General features: G+C 68.7%; 13 protein-coding genes and 8 pseudogenes. 8 read left to right on the top strand and 13 right to left on the bottom strand.

Going from position 1 to position 16,214, the window contains the following annotated elements; all coding sequences use genetic code 11:
- Nucleotides 1–37 precede the first annotated feature (37 nt).
- Both OG447_RS24550 and OG447_RS24545 read right to left on the bottom strand, forming a co-directional pair.
- Nucleotides 38–352 carry a hypothetical protein gene (locus tag OG447_RS24550; protein WP_266939373.1) on the bottom strand — a complete coding sequence of 105 codons (315 nt, stop codon included), beginning with the start codon at nucleotides 350–352 and terminating at the stop codon, nucleotides 38–40.
- Nucleotides 353–472: 120 nt separating this feature from the next.
- Nucleotides 473–892 (bottom strand): hypothetical protein, encoded by a 420-nt coding sequence (locus OG447_RS24545; protein WP_266939372.1) that lies wholly within the window; start codon nucleotides 890–892, stop codon nucleotides 473–475.
- Between the two features lie 127 nt (nucleotides 893–1,019).
- Between OG447_RS24545 and OG447_RS24540 the strand changes: the two genes are divergently transcribed.
- On the top strand, nucleotides 1,020–2,189 hold the full coding sequence (locus OG447_RS24540) for a LuxR C-terminal-related transcriptional regulator (RefSeq protein ID WP_266939370.1): 1,170 nt from the start codon (nucleotides 1,020–1,022) through the stop codon (nucleotides 2,187–2,189).
- Nucleotides 2,190–2,253: 64 nt separating this feature from the next.
- Nucleotides 2,254–3,083, top strand: a pseudogene (locus OG447_RS24535) (IS5 family transposase).
- Nucleotides 3,084–3,165: 82 nt separating this feature from the next.
- Here the strand turns inward: OG447_RS24535 and OG447_RS24530 are convergent.
- Complete coding sequence (locus tag OG447_RS24530) at nucleotides 3,166–3,753, bottom strand: DUF5979 domain-containing protein (RefSeq protein WP_266939369.1); 588 nt, start codon at nucleotides 3,751–3,753, stop codon at nucleotides 3,166–3,168.
- Between the two features lie 375 nt (nucleotides 3,754–4,128).
- Entirely contained in the window at nucleotides 4,129–4,821 is a 693-nt protein-coding gene (locus tag OG447_RS24525; protein WP_266939368.1) for a DUF2254 family protein, read from the bottom strand.
- A gap of 39 nt (nucleotides 4,822–4,860) precedes the next feature.
- Here OG447_RS24525 and OG447_RS24520 point away from each other — a divergent pair, with 39 nt between their 5' ends.
- Together OG447_RS24520 and OG447_RS24515 are read left to right on the top strand one after the other, a co-directional pair.
- Nucleotides 4,861–5,070, top strand: coding sequence for a hypothetical protein (locus OG447_RS24520; protein WP_266939367.1), 210 nt, complete (start codon nucleotides 4,861–4,863; stop codon nucleotides 5,068–5,070).
- 232 nt (nucleotides 5,071–5,302) lie between these two features.
- Nucleotides 5,303–6,125: pseudogene (locus OG447_RS24515) on the top strand (sensor histidine kinase KdpD); the annotation flags it as partial.
- A 21-nt stretch (nucleotides 6,126–6,146) separates the two neighbouring features.
- Here the strand turns inward: OG447_RS24515 and OG447_RS24510 are convergent.
- From OG447_RS24510 to OG447_RS24485, 6 genes and pseudogenes are all read right to left on the bottom strand, one after another.
- Nucleotides 6,147–6,242: pseudogene (locus OG447_RS24510) on the bottom strand (class II glutamine amidotransferase); the annotation flags it as partial.
- 321 nt (nucleotides 6,243–6,563) lie between these two features.
- On the bottom strand, nucleotides 6,564–6,764 hold the full coding sequence (locus OG447_RS24505) for a DUF5988 family protein (RefSeq protein ID WP_266939366.1): 201 nt from the start codon (nucleotides 6,762–6,764) through the stop codon (nucleotides 6,564–6,566).
- 110 nt (nucleotides 6,765–6,874) lie between these two features.
- Nucleotides 6,875–7,825 carry a 1-phosphofructokinase family hexose kinase gene (locus OG447_RS24500; protein ID WP_266939364.1) on the bottom strand — a complete coding sequence of 317 codons (951 nt, stop codon included), beginning with the start codon at nucleotides 7,823–7,825 and terminating at the stop codon, nucleotides 6,875–6,877.
- 861 nt (nucleotides 7,826–8,686) lie between these two features.
- Complete coding sequence (locus OG447_RS24495; RefSeq protein ID WP_266939362.1) at nucleotides 8,687–9,163, bottom strand: cupin domain-containing protein; 477 nt, start codon at nucleotides 9,161–9,163, stop codon at nucleotides 8,687–8,689.
- A 465-nt stretch (nucleotides 9,164–9,628) separates the two neighbouring features.
- Nucleotides 9,629–9,766, bottom strand: coding sequence for a hypothetical protein (locus OG447_RS24490; RefSeq protein WP_266940180.1), 138 nt, complete (start codon nucleotides 9,764–9,766; stop codon nucleotides 9,629–9,631).
- A gap of 8 nt (nucleotides 9,767–9,774) precedes the next feature.
- Nucleotides 9,775–9,982, bottom strand: a pseudogene (locus tag OG447_RS24485) (MBL fold metallo-hydrolase); the annotation flags it as partial.
- Nucleotides 9,983–10,126: 144 nt separating this feature from the next.
- Between OG447_RS24485 and OG447_RS24480 the strand changes: the two are divergent.
- Nucleotides 10,127–10,759, top strand: coding sequence for an ABC transporter ATP-binding protein (locus tag OG447_RS24480; RefSeq protein ID WP_266939360.1), 633 nt, complete (start codon nucleotides 10,127–10,129; stop codon nucleotides 10,757–10,759).
- Here OG447_RS24480 and OG447_RS24475 read toward each other — a convergent pair.
- Nucleotides 10,717–11,130 (bottom strand): annotated as a pseudogene (locus OG447_RS24475) (GAF domain-containing protein); the annotation flags it as partial. The gene OG447_RS24480 and the pseudogene OG447_RS24475 overlap by 43 nt on opposite strands.
- Nucleotides 11,131–11,304: 174 nt before the next feature.
- Between OG447_RS24475 and ppk2 the strand changes: the two are divergent.
- Nucleotides 11,305–12,099 (top strand): polyphosphate kinase 2, encoded by a 795-nt coding sequence (gene ppk2, locus OG447_RS24470; RefSeq protein ID WP_266940129.1) that lies wholly within the window; start codon nucleotides 11,305–11,307, stop codon nucleotides 12,097–12,099.
- Between the two features lie 110 nt (nucleotides 12,100–12,209).
- Here the strand turns inward: ppk2 and OG447_RS24465 are convergent.
- Nucleotides 12,210–12,635 (bottom strand): annotated as a pseudogene (locus OG447_RS24465) (SulP family inorganic anion transporter); the annotation flags it as partial.
- Between the two features lie 7 nt (nucleotides 12,636–12,642).
- On the opposite strand from OG447_RS24465, the pseudogene OG447_RS24460 reads away from it, so the two are divergent.
- Together OG447_RS24460 and OG447_RS24455 are read left to right on the top strand one after the other, a co-directional pair.
- Nucleotides 12,643–13,512: pseudogene (locus tag OG447_RS24460) on the top strand (SulP family inorganic anion transporter); the annotation flags it as partial.
- A 296-nt stretch (nucleotides 13,513–13,808) separates the two neighbouring features.
- Nucleotides 13,809–14,950, top strand: a pseudogene (locus OG447_RS24455) (PEP/pyruvate-binding domain-containing protein); the annotation flags it as partial.
- A 309-nt stretch (nucleotides 14,951–15,259) separates the two neighbouring features.
- Here OG447_RS24455 and OG447_RS24450 read toward each other — a convergent pair.
- Nucleotides 15,260–16,015 carry a hypothetical protein gene (locus OG447_RS24450; protein WP_266939358.1) on the bottom strand — a complete coding sequence of 252 codons (756 nt, stop codon included), beginning with the start codon at nucleotides 16,013–16,015 and terminating at the stop codon, nucleotides 15,260–15,262.
- Nucleotides 16,016–16,214: the final 199 nt, after the last annotated feature.

Genomic DNA, 16,214 nt, shown 5'->3' with positions numbered 1-16,214 from the left:
CTTCGACCGCGGGGCTCGCCGGCCGGGGCGGCATTCCTTACGGCGTCAGGGTCACTGAGTTGCACTCGTCCCAGCCGAATCTGTCTACACAGAGGTTCATGTACTTGTACCCCGTCACGGTTCCGTTGCCGCAGCCGCCCTGGCTTCCATTGGAATCGCCGTACTCTCCGGTGTCGCGACTGCCGAAGGTTTTGCTGAAGTAGACGTAGACCCCCTTGCCGTCTTGTTCCATGTCGCAGACCTCGAACCAGCCGTTCGAGGTGTCATAGGTGGCGTAGTTGGCGTCATAGCTGACGGAGTGCCTGGCCGCGTGTGCAGACAGTGCGGTCCCCATCGCGAGCGCGGACACCATCGCGAGTGTGGAAGCGGTTCTGAGTACGGCTCGTTTGGCCCTCATGGATCCCCCATTGGTTGTGGAGTGTTGTACGGAGACGAGAGCGATACGGTGCGCCGCCCCGCCTCCCGGACGGCGTCAGCAGTTCGGGATGGGCACCCAGCGGCTCCCGTTCCAGTAGTCGGCCTGATCGTTCCCCTGGCCGGACAGGTAGTAGGCCGACACCCAGCCTCGGCTGCCGGCGGGGGTGTCGAGGTCGGTCCACAGCCACCAGCGGTTGAAGTTGCCCTCGCCGTCGTCGACTCCGGCTCCCCACGTCCGGCAGAAGACGTAGTTGCTTCCGGCGTAGAGATAGCCGTTGGGTCCGCACGGGTGTCCGTTGCTCGTGCCGCAGACCGGGTTCGGGTATCCGCCCGTCAGGGTGAACGTCGTGATCCAGTACTTGTTGTAGGCATGTGCCTGCGGTGCGGCGAGGGAGACGTTCGCCGCGAGCGCGAGCAACAGGGCCGTGAGCAGGACGACGGTGTTTCGTACGGTCGCGGCAGCGCGTAAGCGCATGGATCCTCCAGGTGACGTGAGGGGCGCCGCATGTCGTGGCGGAACGACGCTAACGCCGCTGCCCGGAGGCAGGCGATCCCTGGAAGTGGGGGTTTCGCCGGTCGGCGTGATGTGGTAATAGACCCGGGTGACCCCATCGAACCCAGCCCCACCGAACGGCATCGAGCTGCGCCGGGCCCAGGCGAGGATCGCGAGGCTGAGCCGGGAGTTACCAGACCCGATGACGCTCTTTGCCCGAGTGAGCGACATCATTCCCGCAGTGGTCGGAGCGGACGGTGTGTGCGGGCTGACGCTCGACCCGGCCACGCTCCTGCACACCGGCGGTTTTCACCACAGGGGCGTGCCGCATTCCCACCTGCCTCGGCTGCTGGAAATCGAGTACGGCGAAGAGGACGTCAACCAGTTCCCCGGTCTGGTGAAATCCGACAGGACCGCGGCCGGCCTGTGGCAGGCCACCCGGCACCGCCCGCACGCCAGCTCCCGCTACCGCGACGTCTATCGCCCGGCCGGGATGGGCGATGAGATGCGTGTGCTCCTGCGCAGCGGCCGCACGGTGTGGGGTGCGCTGGTCCTGCACCGCGGCGGCGACCGGGCGCCGTTCAGCGACGGCGAGATCGCCACCCTGTCGACGCTCGCACCGTCCGTCACCCAGGCACTGCGCAGCGCGTACCTTCGGCACGACGCCGTCGCCGCGGACTCTGAACTTCCGTCCGCGCCAGGCCTGTTGATGTTCCACCCCGGCGGCGAGCTCGACAGGGTCACCCCAGCCGGGCACCTGTGGCTGGAGCAGCTGGTCGGAACCCCTGCCGAGTCGACCTCGCTTCCGCAGCCCGTACTTCACGCGCACAGCAGGGCCCGCATGACGGGCGATGCCTCCCTGCGCATGCGCAGCCGGAGCGGCCGGTGGCTGTCCGTCACTGCCGCACGAATGGACGCGGACGGCGGCGTCGCTGTCATGATCCAGCCCAGCAGTCCCGAGCACATCGTCGGAATCATGATGGATGTGTACGGCCTCACCCTGCGAGAACGGCAGATCGCCCAGCTGGTCACCTACGGAATGTCCGACACCGACATCACCAAACGGCTCGGGATATCCCCGCACACCGTGAGGGATCACCTCAAGAAGGTGTTCGACAAGACCGGGACGAACAGTCGGGGGAGGCTTCTCCGGCTCCTCTACTTCAACCACTACCAGCCGGACATCGAGAACGGTCGCACCATGGGAACGCACGGTTGGTTCACCGCGGCCGAGCCCGCGCCAGCGCAGAGGAGTCCTGGGGCCACCGACCGATGGTGAAGGGGCTGGGCGGTCCTAGGGCCTGTCGTCAAAGTGATCTTGGGTTGTGGATCATGGTGTCGTGATACGTCGCCATGAACTGTCCGATGCCGAGTGGGAACTCGTGCAACCGCTGTTGCCCCGGCCTGTTTTCGGGCGGCCGAGGCTGGATGACCGGACGGTTCTCAACGGGATCGTGTGGAAGTTCCGGACCGGGGTCGCATGGCGGGACGTGCCTGAGAGGTACGGGTCGTGGGCCAGCCTCCACACCCGTTTCCGCAGGTGGGCGGCGGACGGGACCTTTGAGCGGATGCTCCGGGCAGCCCAGGCGCAAGCGGATGCCGCGGGCGATATCGAGTGGCTGGTGTCGGTGGATTCCAGCATCGTCCGTGCCCACCAGCACGCGGCCGGAGCCCGAAAAGGGGGCTCCGCAGCCCGGCCCTCGGCCGGTCCCGCGGCGGGCTGACCAGCAAGATCCACCTGGCCTGCGACGGCTTGGGCCGGCCCCTGGCCTTCGTCCTGACCGGCGGGAACACCAACGACTGCACCCAGTTCACCGCCGTGATGGACGCGATACGGGTGCCTCGAACGGGACCGGGCCGGCCGCGGATGCGGCCCGGCCACGTCATCGGCGACAAGGGCTACAGCTCGAAGGCGATCCGGACCTGGCTGCGACGCCGGGGCATCGCCCACACCATTCCGGAGCGGTCCGACCAGGTCCGCAACCGGGCCCGGCGCGGGAGCCGGGGCGGCCGCCCGCCCGTCTTCGACAAGCAGGTCTACAAGCGCCGCAACGTCGTGGAACGGTGCTTCAACCGCCTCAAGCAGTGGCGCGGCATCGCCACCCGGTACGACAAGACTGCCCAGTCCTACCAAGCAGCCGTCACCCTCGCATCGCTCCTGATGTGGGCGTGACACTTTGACGACAACTCCTAGGCCAGGCCCAAGGACCGCCGCTGCCGCCATAGGTCCAACGGACCGAATCGGCTCCGGTCGCTCAGCGCATGCGCTCGATGCGCGCCCGTCGGATCAGGTTCTTGCCCGGCTCCCGCACCTTGTCGAAGGCCGCGTTGTTCAGCAGGACGCAGCTGCCCGACGGGCCGTTCACCGTCACCGTCGTCGCCTGACCGTTGTCCAGGTTCGTCACCTTCAGCTTCGTCCCCACCGGGAACGTCCCGCTGGTTGCCGCCGGCGCACCCGCCTCGCCCGACAGCGTCACCGTCGACCCCGGACACACCACCTCCCCGGTGGCCGGCGGCGCCTGTCCACCCGCCGCACCGGACGGACCTGTCGCACCGGCCGGCGCGTCGCCGCCACCCACGCGCTCGATGCGCGCCCGTCGGATCAGGTTCTTGCCCGGCTCCCGCACCTTGTCGAAGGCCGCGTTGTTCAGCAGGACGCAGCTGCCCGACGGGCCGTTCACCGTCACCGTCGTCGCCTGACCGTTGTCCAGGTTCGTCACCTTCAGCTTCGTCCCCACCGGGAACGTCCCGCTGGTTGCCGCCGGCGCACCCGCCTCGCCCGACAACGTCACCGTCGACCCCGGACACACGACGTCGGGGACGGAGGCATTGCCGGTCGCCACCGTGGTGACGACCCCTCCGGTCACCAGGGCTCCCGTGGCGAGAGAGAGCACGAGCTTCTTCCTCACACTCACAGTCCGTTTCCGCGACATTGACACTCCTCAATCCGATGGACGCTGTCCCCCTCGTCCTGCATACGCCCGACGTCACACGCCAGTTCAGTCCTTGTCGCGGCATGACAAATCCAGCGGTGAGGAGGTCTCGGGTGCCGCGTGGCATTTTCAACGGTGGCTCGAGGCACACGCAGCACGTTCGAAGACGCAGGTGGAAGCCCCGCCGGTGATGGTGATCGACGCGTGCAGCGCTCGTGTCGATCGTCTTCATCGACGCGGAGACGAGAGGGCCACAGGAAGCCTTAAGGCTCCGTTGATCCGCCCTTAATGCCCGCTCCGGGGAGGCCGTCCACCGCCGATGCCCTGCCGGTCGGCGGTCTGCGCACTTGCGCGGCGGGCAGAGTCGGTGAACGTCCGCCGGACGGATTCGTCGAGGAGAACGAGCTCGGCGCGTACGGCCGGCAGATGCTCGGTCGGCTGGGTCTCCAGCAGGTCCTCCAGCAGCGCGCGGAGCCGCCTGCACACCTGGAGGGACGTGGCTCCGTACTCGCGGATCTCGGTGACGCCGACCCGGAGGTAGTCCTCCCAGCTGCGGCCCGGCACCACCAGTCGCGGCCGGCCCCGGTCGTCGGCGAGCACGTACCGGCCGCGGAACCGGACACGGCCGACCACGTGCAGGAACGTGTCGATGTGGTTGAGCACCTGCACGGCGGTCGTGGGGTCGTTCACGGCGGGGGAGAGGGCACGGATGGCGATGTCGACGAGGATGCGCAGGGCGAAGGCGGGATCCTGCTCGATGGTGCGCTCGGTTCCGAGGGCGACGAGCCCGGCCACCCTGCGTGGGTCGGGCGTCCGCGCGGAGCCGTGGGCCTCGACGAGGGTGGTGCCGGGCGGCACGAAGTCGCCGACCTGGTGGGCCAGTACGAGGACGCAGTCGTGGCGGACGGCGGCGGCGATCAGCCCCGCCGCGTCGAACGCCTGGATGACCCCGCCGGGTTCGGACCGGATGGGGGTCACCGGACCGGCAGGCGGCACGGAAGCCCCGTCGTGTGCCGCATGGCGATGGATGCGTTCCGTTCCCCGGACGAGCACCTCTGGGCGCAGCTCCTGATCGCCATCGCGCTGGGCATCCAGCTGATCGGACTCGTCGCGGTCGAGCCGGCCTACCGCACTGTCTTCACCATGCCCGGCACCGTGGTGTTGCTGTTCGCCCTGGTGCTGGTCACGCGTGCGCAGCGTCCGAGAGGCACCGGCCAAGGAGGCTGAGCCCCCGAACCAGGTCCGCGGGGACGACGGTCCGGCTCGCTGCCTCGCCGTAGTCCTCGACACCGCGCGTGGGGAAGCCGTGCCGCCGAGAGCAGCAGTTTCTCGCGTCAGGGGCATCTGACCGGCGATCCCGCGCGCGGATTGCGCGCGGATTGCGCGCGGGATCGCGGTTGGGCGCACCATGGGATTGCGGGGGCCGAGGGGGGTGTGACGAGCGGGCAGGAGCCCGGCGATGGCGCGTGGGCGATTGCGGATCTACCTCGGGGCCGCCCCGGGGGTGGGAAAGACGTACACCATGCTCGAGGAGGGGCAGCGCCTGGCCGCAGCCGGTTCTGACGTGGTCGTCGGGTTCGTCGAGCCGCACGGGCGACGGCCCGCCGCCGCCCTCGCCGAGGGGCTGGAGGCCATTCCCCGGAGCACCATGGAGTACCGCGGGGCGACGTTCACCGAGATGGACCTGGACGCTGTGCTCGCCCGCCGTCCTCAGGTGGCCCTGGTCGGCGAACTGGCCCACACCAACGTGCCCGGCTCGCGCCATGGCAAGCGCTGGCAGGGCGTCGAGGAACTCCTCGACGCGGGGATCGACGTCGTCACCACCGTCAACGTCCAGCACTTGGAGTCCCTGGGCGACGTGGTCCGGCAGATCACCGGTGTCCCGCAGCGCGAGACCCTGCCCGACGAGGTGGCACGCCGCGCGGACCAGATCGAACTGGTGGACCTGCCGCCCGAACTGCTGCGCCGGCGCATGCTGCACGGCGAGATCTACCCGTCAGACCGCATCGAGGCCGCCCTCACCCACTACTTCCGCGTCGGCAACCTCACCGCCCTACGTGAACTCGCCCTGCTGTGGCTCGCCGACCGAGTCGAGGAAGGCCTGCAGCGCTACCGCGCCGAGCATGGCATCACCACTCCCTGGGAGACCCGCGAGCGCATCATGGTCGCCCTGACCGGCGGCCCCCGAGGGCGACACCCTGACCCGCCGCGCCGCCCGGGTCACCGCCCGCATCCCCGGCAGTGAACTGCTGGCCCTGCATGTCATACCGAGCGACGGTCTCACCCACGGGGATCCGCCTACCCCGGAAGGCCCATACGGCCGTCCCGTCACTGACCGCGACCGTCATCTGCATCGGACACTCCCCGCCGTGTTCGCGGCCGACGCGTTCCACGAGCCCCACGTCCAGGAAAGCATCGATGCCACTGACGCCGATCACAGGCTTCCTCTGCTCGTCCCATCGCCCGAGTCATGTTGGCTCCGAAGGCCGGGCCCCCCTTTAGGGTCGGGCTACCAAGAGGGCAATGGAGGGGGCAGACGATTCCTGTGCTGCTTTGAGCGGCAGTGGCTGGAAGCCGGTCGCGAAGTACCAGAAGGACGGAAGTCGTTGGGGAGCGGGTGGACTGGATCGAGGCTGGCGATCCCGCACACCATGCGGTGTCGGCCCGCGCATATCGGCCGCCGTGGTGAGGTACAGGCCGAGCGTCCTTGACCGTCCGTTTCATTCGGCGATCTCTGTCCGTTCCCACCATTCGTAGACCGCCAGTTGTCCCTCCGGGCTGTCCTGGTGCCGCGACGTGATCTTGAAATGCTCGTACCCGCCGCGGTGCGGAATCTTCAGGTCTTGTCCGGGGTCGGAGATCGGAACGATCCGCTCGGGCAGATCGTCCGGGCCGCCCTCAAGCACTGCCTTGGTCACCATGCTTCCAGTCTTCCCAACCGCAGGCCCGCTCGCATCACGAGGCCGGCACTGGCGTCGCTCAGCATCACCGGCAGCGCCCCGCCCCGACGCGGTGACGGGGGTGGGCAGGGTCAAACGCCCCGGCGTCGAGCATCGGTCTGGAACCCGGTCCTCACCTGGGAGCAGAGGGATCGGGCCAGGTCCAGGTCGAAGGGTTCGGTGCTGGGGGTGAGCATCGCTGCGGCGGCTGCGGCCACCCCCAGTGCGGAGGCGCTGACGGGATCGTCCCCGGCGGCCAGCTGTGTGATGAGGGCGGCGACCATGCTGTCTCCTGCCCCGGCGTCGCTCAGGGGCTCGCCGGGCAGCGGTGGCGCGTAGAGCTCGGTGTGGCCGTGGCCGGTCGAGCACAGTGCGCCCAGTTCTCCGAGGGTGGTGACGGCGATCTCGGCGGCCCCCGTGGTGAGCAGGTGCTCGTTGAGGACCCGGGCGTCGTCGAAGCCGCGGACCGGCCGGCCGGTCAGGCTCTCGGCCTCTGTGCGGTTGCACCTGAGCAGGAACACGCCCTCCGCGAGCGCTCCGCGAAGCGCCGGCCCGGAGGTGTCCAGGACCAGTCGGGATCCGGCTTCCCTGACGCGGCGGGAGACGGCCGCGTAGAAGTCGTCGGGCAAGCCGCCGGGCAGGCTGCCACTGGCCACGACGTACGGGCAACCGCCAACGGCCCGCTCCAGCGCATCCAGGGATCGCCGCCCCTCGTGGTCGTGCAGGTGCGGGCCGGGTGGCACGATGTGGTAGCCGCGGCGCGATTCGGCCTCGAACAGCACGAGTGCTTCGCGGGTGTCGTCGTCGATGTCGACGGCGACGTGGTCGATGCCCTCTTCGTCCAGCAGCCGGTTCAGGCGCAGGCCGACCTCGCCTCCGGCGGTGTGGACGGCGGTGGCTCGTCCTCCGAGCCGCACGACATGACGGGCGACGTTGATCCCTCCACCCCCGGCGGCCACCGACCTGACCCGGGCGCGGTTCTTGCCGATGCCCTCCAGGTGCCCGACCTCCCAGCAGAGATCGACCGCAGGATTCATCGTCAAGGTGAGGATCGACGGCTTGGCCGCACTCTCCGATCCTCCTGCACCGTCGGTAGTCCTGCCTGTGGTGGGGTCCGGCGTCGTGGCCGTCCTCATCGCGGTACCCAGGTGGTCGCGCTGACCCTTGCCCGGCGCACCGCCCGCTGGGCACGGCCCCGCTCCCTGCAGCCTGAGGAGATCGGGGCCTGTTCCCACGCGCTGCGGTCGATCCCGATCCCGGCCGCTGCCAGGGACAGCTTCGGCTCCTGACCACGGTGCCGGCCGTTGAACGCGTGGGGCCTGGCAATGCCCGCTGGGAGCAGGTCTGGTACCCGCATCGGCCGGACCGGCGCCTGCCGCGCCCATGGCAAACCCAGTAACTGGTGCGTGCGGCCGAAGAACGCGTCCGGCTCCATCGGGCCACCGGTCCGGAGCCGCGCGGGAAGCGTCATCGCACTCACCTCCGTGGACAGAGACACGTCCGACCCGACTTCCATACTGAAACAGCCTGACGTCACCTGCATGCCGGCCCACGGCTGGGCCTGTTCCTCGGCATGTGGATCTACAGGAGCATCGGGTGGGCGGTGACAGCTGCGGCACCCGGGGCAAGAGCGCGCGGCCTTGGCAATCTCGTCGTCCAGCTCGGACGGGGAGAGCGTGGCATCGGCCTTCTTGGAACGCTTTTGCACCGGAGAACGAACGGTCGAGGCTGCACGCAGGCTGACGCCAGCCTCAGGCCGCTTCCCAGGCACTACCGCGAAAGACGTGCCCCAACCCTTCGAAGCGGTCGACAGCGGCCAGATGGGTGTCGGGCGGAAGGGAAGATCGTGATTCTCCCAGCTCGCCTCGGGGCCAGGAACTACTGTCGCGATAAGCCCTCGCTGGTCAGGCGTGCTCGTCCGATGGCTGCTGGTCAGGCTGGGCCGACCAGCTCGCCGGCTCGTCGCCGCCTGAGTCCTCGTCGCGCTCCGCGTCGGCGGCTGTCGCATGGATCTTGCCCGACGCGTGATGGACCGGTGCGTATACGGCGTAGAGCTGCAGGGTCTCGTCACCGATGTTGGTGACGTTGTGCCAAGTACCGGCGGGTACGAAGATGGCCCAACCATCCTCGACCTCCTGGTCGAAGTCGAGTCGATCCTTCGCGCGGCCCATCTGGACGCGGCCCCGGCCTGCGTCGAGTCGTAGAAATTGGTCAGTCTCCGGGTGCGCCTCCAAGCCGATGTCCTCACCCACCGGGATCGACATGAGGGTCAGCTGAAGGTACTTCCCAGACCAGGCGACGGCGCGATAGTTCGTGTTCTCGAGCGTCGCCTTCTCCAGATCGAAGCTCTGAGGCTCCGGCCCGATGTCCTTGATGGTCATACTTCTCTCCCGGTCAACGAAGGCGGTACACGGTCGCGGTCTTGCGCCAGCTCACGGACCGCCCTCTCAGAGCCCTGGGCTCTTCTGGCCACAAATACGCGAGCTGCTACCGCACAAGCGGCCGGCCGTGACCCGTTGCCACATTCCGCCGTGCGTCCGGAGTGTCCGTCCGCACACTCCAGCACAATCCGCGACCCCTGAGTCAGAGCCTGCCTCGTTGCACGACAACCCACCCAGCCCTCCAGCACAGCCCGCTGGGCTTCGATTACCGGATCCTGGCGCTATTGCGGAACAGGATTCCCACCCGCCAGGATGACACTTTGCGTGATGTTTCGCGTCATTGGTGCCACCTGGCGTGGTGGGCGAGTGGCACCGGGACGCGGGTGGCCGGGTCGGCGTGCGCGCACCACCCACGAATGGCAATCATCGGGTCCTGCTCTCGTCGGGAACGGGGAGGGCGAGCCGTCAGCTGTCGGAACGGGGTCCGGTGACCATCGGGAGGCCCGTGCTCCGGGCGGCGTCGAAGGAATCGTCGTCGGCCACGACATCGAGTTCGGCGGCGTCGAGTAGGGGAGCCGCGATCCCCGCGCGCATCCCGCCCACGCAGTGGACGATCCGGCCACGTGCCCCCGGGCGAACGCGATGCGGTTGTGCAGGTCGCCCCCCACAGCCCGGCGGCCAGGCGGGCGGTGATGCCGGCGGCGTCCGCCACGGGAGGCGCGGTGAGGTCGGCCGACGCCGGACCCGCGGCGTTGGCCGGGCCATGTGGGCGTAGTAGGCGGGCACGTCGAGCCCGGCCAGCGGGGCGGAGACGAAGGTCCCTCTCGCGAGAATTGCCCCCGGGGGTATATTCCGAGCGAGCATGAGTACCTCCGGGGGGTACTTTCGGTGGCGCCGTAGGGGCCGTTCCCGGGTCACTGCGCGTCGGTCCGGGCCAGGGCACAGACTGGTGGGGTGGGCGCCATGGACGCGATCGAGCTCAGAGGACTGACCAAGCGGTACGGGGCAGTGGTCGGGGTGGAGGAACTCACACTCGGCATCGGTCCGGGCGAGGTGTTCGGCTTCCTCGGGCCGAACGGGGCCGGCAAGACCACCACACTCAGGTGCCTGACCGGCTTGCTGCGTCCGACGGCCGGGCATGTGCGGGTGCTGGGGATGGACCCGCTCGCCGATCACCGCCGGGTGGCTCGGGAACTCGGCTATCTCCCAGGTGAGTTGCGGCTGTACCCGGAGCTCACCGGGGCGCAAACCCTCGACCTGCTGTGTTCCCTCCAGGGCCGGCCCTGCACACGGCGAGCCGAGCTGTGCGAGCGGCTGGGACTGACGCCCGCGGTCCTGCGGCGCACGGTCGGCGGGTACTCGCGGGGCATGAAGCAGAAGCTGGGCCTGGTGCAGGCGCTGCAGCACGATCCCCGGTTGGTGGTACTGGACGAGCCGACCGAGGGGCTGGACCCTCTGGTGCAGGAGACGTTCTTCGAGCTGATGGAGCAGGCTGCGGCCGACGGCCGCACCGTGCTGTTGTCCAGCCATGTGCTCCCGGAGGTGCAGCGGGGCCGGATCGGCACGCCCAGGAACGTGCGCATGGGAGGGTGGTGAGCCGGAAAGCCGTAGGAGGAGGAGTGCGCGCCGAGGTCGGTGAGGCGCAGGGGCTCCGGGTGGTGGATGACCTCCCCGAGCAGGCCGTGACCGGCCGGGAGGGGGCCGATCTCCGCGATCTCCTTTTCGGTGAGCCCCACGGTCAGGAACTGCGAGAGGGTGCGGCCGTCGGGGCCGATGACGCCCAGCGCGCCGTACTCGGAGTCGACCAGCAGGGCGGCCGCCTCCACGATCCGCCGGAGCACCTGGGCGAGATCCAGTTCACGCCCGACCGACACGACGGCCTCCAGCAGGCTGTGCACCCGGTCGCGGGTGCCGCGCACCGCGTCGATGCGCACTTGGAGCTCGTCGAGCAGCTCGTCCAGCCGCATCCGCGGAATTTGACTCAACGGATCCCCCACACTCACGCGCTTCTCCTCCGCCTGTCCGTCCCGTCCGGTGTCAGCGTATCGACACGCCCCGGCCCAGAGGGACATCGTTGCGCGCCGATGCGGGCCGTGACTGACTTGATCGCAACACCGGACGACGACGAGGAGGGGACGGCCATGGGTCTGACGAAGGCGGTCTACGAGAGTGAGCTGCTACGGCTCCAGACGGAGTTGGTCAAGCTTCAGGAATGGGTGCGGGTGGAAGGCGCCCGCCTGGTCGTCGTCTTCGAGGGCCGTGACGCGGCGGGCAAGGGAGGCACGATCAAGCGCGTCGCCGAGCACCTCAACCCCCGCGTGGCGCGCATCGCGGCTCTGCCCACTCCGACGGAGCGGGAGCGCACGCAGTGGTACTTCCAGCGGTACGTCGAGCACCTGCCCGCCGCCGGGGAAATCGTTCTGTTCGACCGCAGTTGGTACAACCGCGCCGGCGTGGAACACGTCATGGGTTTCTGCACGTCGGCCGAGCACCAGCGCTTCCTGCGCCAGTGCCCTGTCTTCGAGCGCATGCTGGTCGAGGACGGGATCTTGCTCCGCAAGTACTGGTTCTCCGTGAGTGACGCGGTCCAGGAGGAACGCTTCCGCCGCCGTGTGGAGGACCCGTTGCGGCGCTGGAAGCTCTCCCCGATGGATCTGGAGTCCCTGACGCGCTGGGAGGCGTACTCCCGCGCCAAGGACGAGATGTTCGTCCACACGGACACGACGGACGCCCCGTGGTACGTGGTCGAGAGCGACGACAAGCGCAGCGCCAGACTCAACATGACCGCCCACCTGCTGTCCTCGGTTCCCTACACGGACGTGGCCCTGCCGTCGCTGACCCTGCCGCCCCGTCCCGCTTCCACGGGCTACGAACGACCGTCCAAGGAGCTTCAGACTGCCGTACCCGACCATGCGGCCACTCTCGGAAACGGCTGAATTTGCGGGTGGTGAGCAGGGCGCGCTGCCAAGGGCACCGTCGGTGAGGAGTCCGATGTCCGTGCGTGAAGGATCGTCCCTGCTGCCTGCTGGCCTGCAGGGGTACAACCCGTGCCTGTCGTGCGTACTCCGGTGAGCCTCGGCAGCTGGTCGACGTCCGTGATCAGAGCGACACCTGCGAGGCAGCCGACGAGTACGGGCCGTGAGAGCAGGTCCGCGAGGAAGCCCAACCTCACGGCCCAAGTCACCAGGCACAAGAGGCCGACCACCACGGCGAGGGCCGCCGCGATCACGGCGTACCGGCCCGGGTCTCCCGCGGCGAGCGGTCCCAGGGCGGCGGCGGTCATGAGCGCGGTGGTCGACTTGGGTCCGACCGACAGCAACCGCGAGGAACCGATCAAGGCATAGAGCACGATGGCGGGCAGCACGGCCCAAAGCCCTGCAACGGGCGGGATCCCGGCCACCCCTGCATACGCCATGACCTGGGGCACCAGATAGGCGGCGACGGTGACACCGGCCAGCGCGTCCCAACCGATCCAGGACTTCCTGCCGAAGCTGTGCTCGTTCGTCCTGAACCTCGGGCACGTTCTCTGGCCGACCGTCTGCCTGGCCCTGGCTGTCCTGGCCGTGCTCTTCGCCCTGCCCAGGTACTGGCGTCTCGTTCCGCGTTCCCTGCTCGCACTGGTCCTTGCCACCGCGGTGGTGGCGGTGTTCGGACTGGACGACAGGTACGGGATCGCCCTGATCGGTTCCGTGCCCTCCGGGCTGCCGCTGCCCGCCCTCCCGCCGCTCGGCGACCTGCCGCAGCTGGTGCTCCCGGCGCTCGGTGTCCTCCTCGTCGGACACTCGGACGTGATCTTGATCGCCTGGGCCTTCGCCGGCCGGGCGGATCCGCAATCGCTGGCTCCCAATCGTGAACTCCTTGCGCTGGGGGCGGCGAACCTGGGAGCGGGCGTCCTGCACGGGTTCCCCGTCAGCAGCAGCGCCAGCCGGACCGCCTTGGCCTGGTCCTCGCAGGCCGGGAGCCAGGTGTACTCCCTGTTCGCCGCACTCGCGGTGCTGCTGGTCCTGCTGTTCCTGGGCCCCCTGCTGGCCCGCACCGAGAACTTCCGCCGCCGGGCCCTGGCCGCCGTCGACGCACAGACGCCGCCGGCCCGCTGGTTCGTCCTCAACACCGAGGCGAACGCCGAGGTGGACATCACTGCCCTGGACGCCGTGGACGCACTCCGCCAGGAACTCGAGCACCGCGGAATCGTCTTCGCTCTGGCCAGGGTCAAGCAGGAACTCCGAGAGGACCTGGACGCCTACGGGCTCACCGCCTCCGTGGGCGCGGGCCGCATCTACCCGACCCTGCCCACGGCTCTGGAAGCCTACCGGGCCTGGGGCCGCGAGGCAGGGATCGAGGAGGGCTGAGCGGACCTGCCGGTCGGACGGGCCTCGCTGTATGCACCGCAGCTCCGGCCTCACTCTGCGGCCACCGGGCGGCACCACCGGCGGCCGGGGGACGGCAGGGGAGCGGCACCCGAGCCCGGGCCCAGCTTGCGGTGCTGCTCAGCTCCGGCGCGCAGCCGGAACCGCCTGCACGCCGAGACCTGCGGCCAGGGGGCCGGATGTCCCCAGGAAGGGTCGTCCGGCCCCTTCGGAACGCGGGCCCGGTCAGCCAGTGTGGAGAACAGAGCGCGATTCCGTCGAAGAAACTGGTGGCAGTCATGGGTACCTACGTGTACGACTTCGCCGAGGGCGGCCGTGAGATGGCCGACCTGCTCGGCGGTCAAGGTGCCAACCTGGCTGAGATGGCACGCATGGGATTGCCCGTTCCGCCCGGCTTCACCATCACCACCGAGGCTTGCCGGGTTTTCCTTGCCACCGGCGAGCCACCGGACGACCTGGACCGCCAGATCGACGAACACCTGGCAGCGCTGGAGCGAGCCACCGGCAAGAGGCTGGGACAGGTCGACGACCCGCTGCTGCTGTCGGTCCGCTCGGGAGCGCGCTTCTCCATGCCGGGCATGATGGAGACCATCCTCGACATCGGCCTGAACGACCTGTCGGTGCTCGGACTGGGCAAGACGCCCGAGCGGGAGCGCTTCGCCTGGGATTCCTACCGTCGCCTCGTGCAGATGTTCGGCAGTGTCGTCATGGGGGTCGACGGCACACAGTTCGAAGGCGTGCTCCGGCGCGTCAAGGACCAGCACCATGTTGTCGACGACTCCCGGCGGGACACCTGCGACCTCATCAGGGTCATCGAGTCCTTCAAGGACCTCGTCCTCGAGCGGACCGGCCGTGAGTTCCCGCAGGACCCGCGCGAGCAGCTGCGCGAGGCGATTCGCGCAGCTTTCACCTCGTGCTTCACCTCGTGGAGCGGAGAGAGTGCCCGCCGCTACCGAAGGCGTGAACACCTCGCCGACAACTTCGGCACGGCGGTCACCATCCAGCGGATGGTGTTTGGGAACCTAGGTACGGATTCCGGCAGCGGCGTCGCCTTCACCCGCGACCCGGTCACCGGATGTCGTGGCCTCTACGGCGACTACCTCCCCAACGCACAGGGCGAGGACGTTGTCTCGGGTGTCCGCAATGCCGTGCCGATCCACGAGCTGGCCACCCTCGACCCGACCTCGTTCCAGCAACTGTGCGCGTACATGCAACAGTTGGAAGACCGCTACCGGGACCTGTGCGACATCGAGTTCACCATCGAACGCGGCACCCTGTGGATGCTCCAGACCCGGATCGGCAAGCGCACGGCGCCGGCCGCCTTCAGTATCTCCTCATGACTGTCCGACGAGGGCCTGATCTCGGCGGACGAAGGGTTGGACGGGTCGACGGCGCCAAGCTGGCCCGTCTGATGTCCCCCGGAAGACGTCGCGGACTTCAGCCCCTCGCCTCCGGCCTGGCTACGAAGGGCTGTGTCCATCTTCTTGGGCACGAGACCCATCCTCTCTGACGGCTCACAACGGAGCGGCAGAGAAGTCGGAACGGCCCAGTTCGGTGTCAGGCGTGGCCCGGGCCGGGCTTGACCTACCCGGACTGGGCTGAATGGGTAACGCCGGGCTGGTCGACAGGAGTCCGTTGACCCGTTCTCGATGACCCATCATGTCGAGTGCGTCGCGATCCTTGAACCGACCGCAGAGGGCCTCTGACCTGCGGTTTAGGGCAGCGTGCATTATGTGCGCTGTGGGCGTTGAGGGCGGTCGTATGTCCTGGTGGTCTGGTTGACCTGTTCGGTGACGCGGTAGACGTCGTCGGCGACGATGTTGTTGACGTTGACCGCGGCGGCCTCGCCATTGCGGAGTCCGCAGCCGCTCATGAGATCCACTACGAGCCGGAAGGTGTCGTCCCCGGCTCCGCGCAGGGCCTGGAGCTGGGCAGAGGAGGGGATGACGGCACCCTTGGGGTCGTACTGCGGCGGCTTGACGCCCAGGAGCGGGTTGTCGTCGAAGAGCCTCAACCGGTGGGCGTCGAGGAGTATCGACTTCAGCTTGTCGTAGGCGTTCGACTGGGCTGCGAGGCCCACGCCGTCGCGCTCCATCGTCCGGATGAAGCCATCCACCACCTTGTGGTCGAACGTGCTCATCCGGCGGGTCGCGAGGGCCGGGAAGATGTGGTGCTGGAGGAGTGAGTCGAGGTGGCTGAGCGACACTGCGGCCGGGTGACGCTGGCCGGCCCTCCATTCGGCGGTGTACTCCCGGAACCGCATCTGACCGTACTTCTCGATGCGCTCGCTCTTCGCCTGCTTCGCCGGGGCGGCCTTCTTCGCTTTGTAGACACTGGTCAGTCGATCGATGGCTGCGTCTTGCGTCAGGTAGCCCGACTCCTCGACCTGGTTTCCGCCGGGGCCCCTGTAGCGGACCTTGTAGAAGTGCGGGCATCGCGCCCAGCGGGATGCCGGGTGGTCGCAGTCCTTATAGAAGGTGCCCATTCCCCGGGCCAGTGAGCTCTTTCCAACCTCACTATGCTGAGCGCGAGTTGGACGCTCCTACGCAACGACGAAGCTCCTGGTAGACGGGTTCTCGACCAAGATGACCGTGTCTGCCGGGAGTGTGGCGTGCTTGTCTACCCGTCCTTGATCGATCTCTGTCTGCACGCCTTGACCCTCCCGTAACGGGAGGCCCTACGGT

This window comes from Streptomyces sp. NBC_01408, from assembly GCF_026340255.1.
Lineage (GTDB): Bacteria > Actinomycetota > Actinomycetes > Streptomycetales > Streptomycetaceae > Streptomyces.
This window is presented reverse-complemented; position numbering and strand designations above follow the sequence as displayed.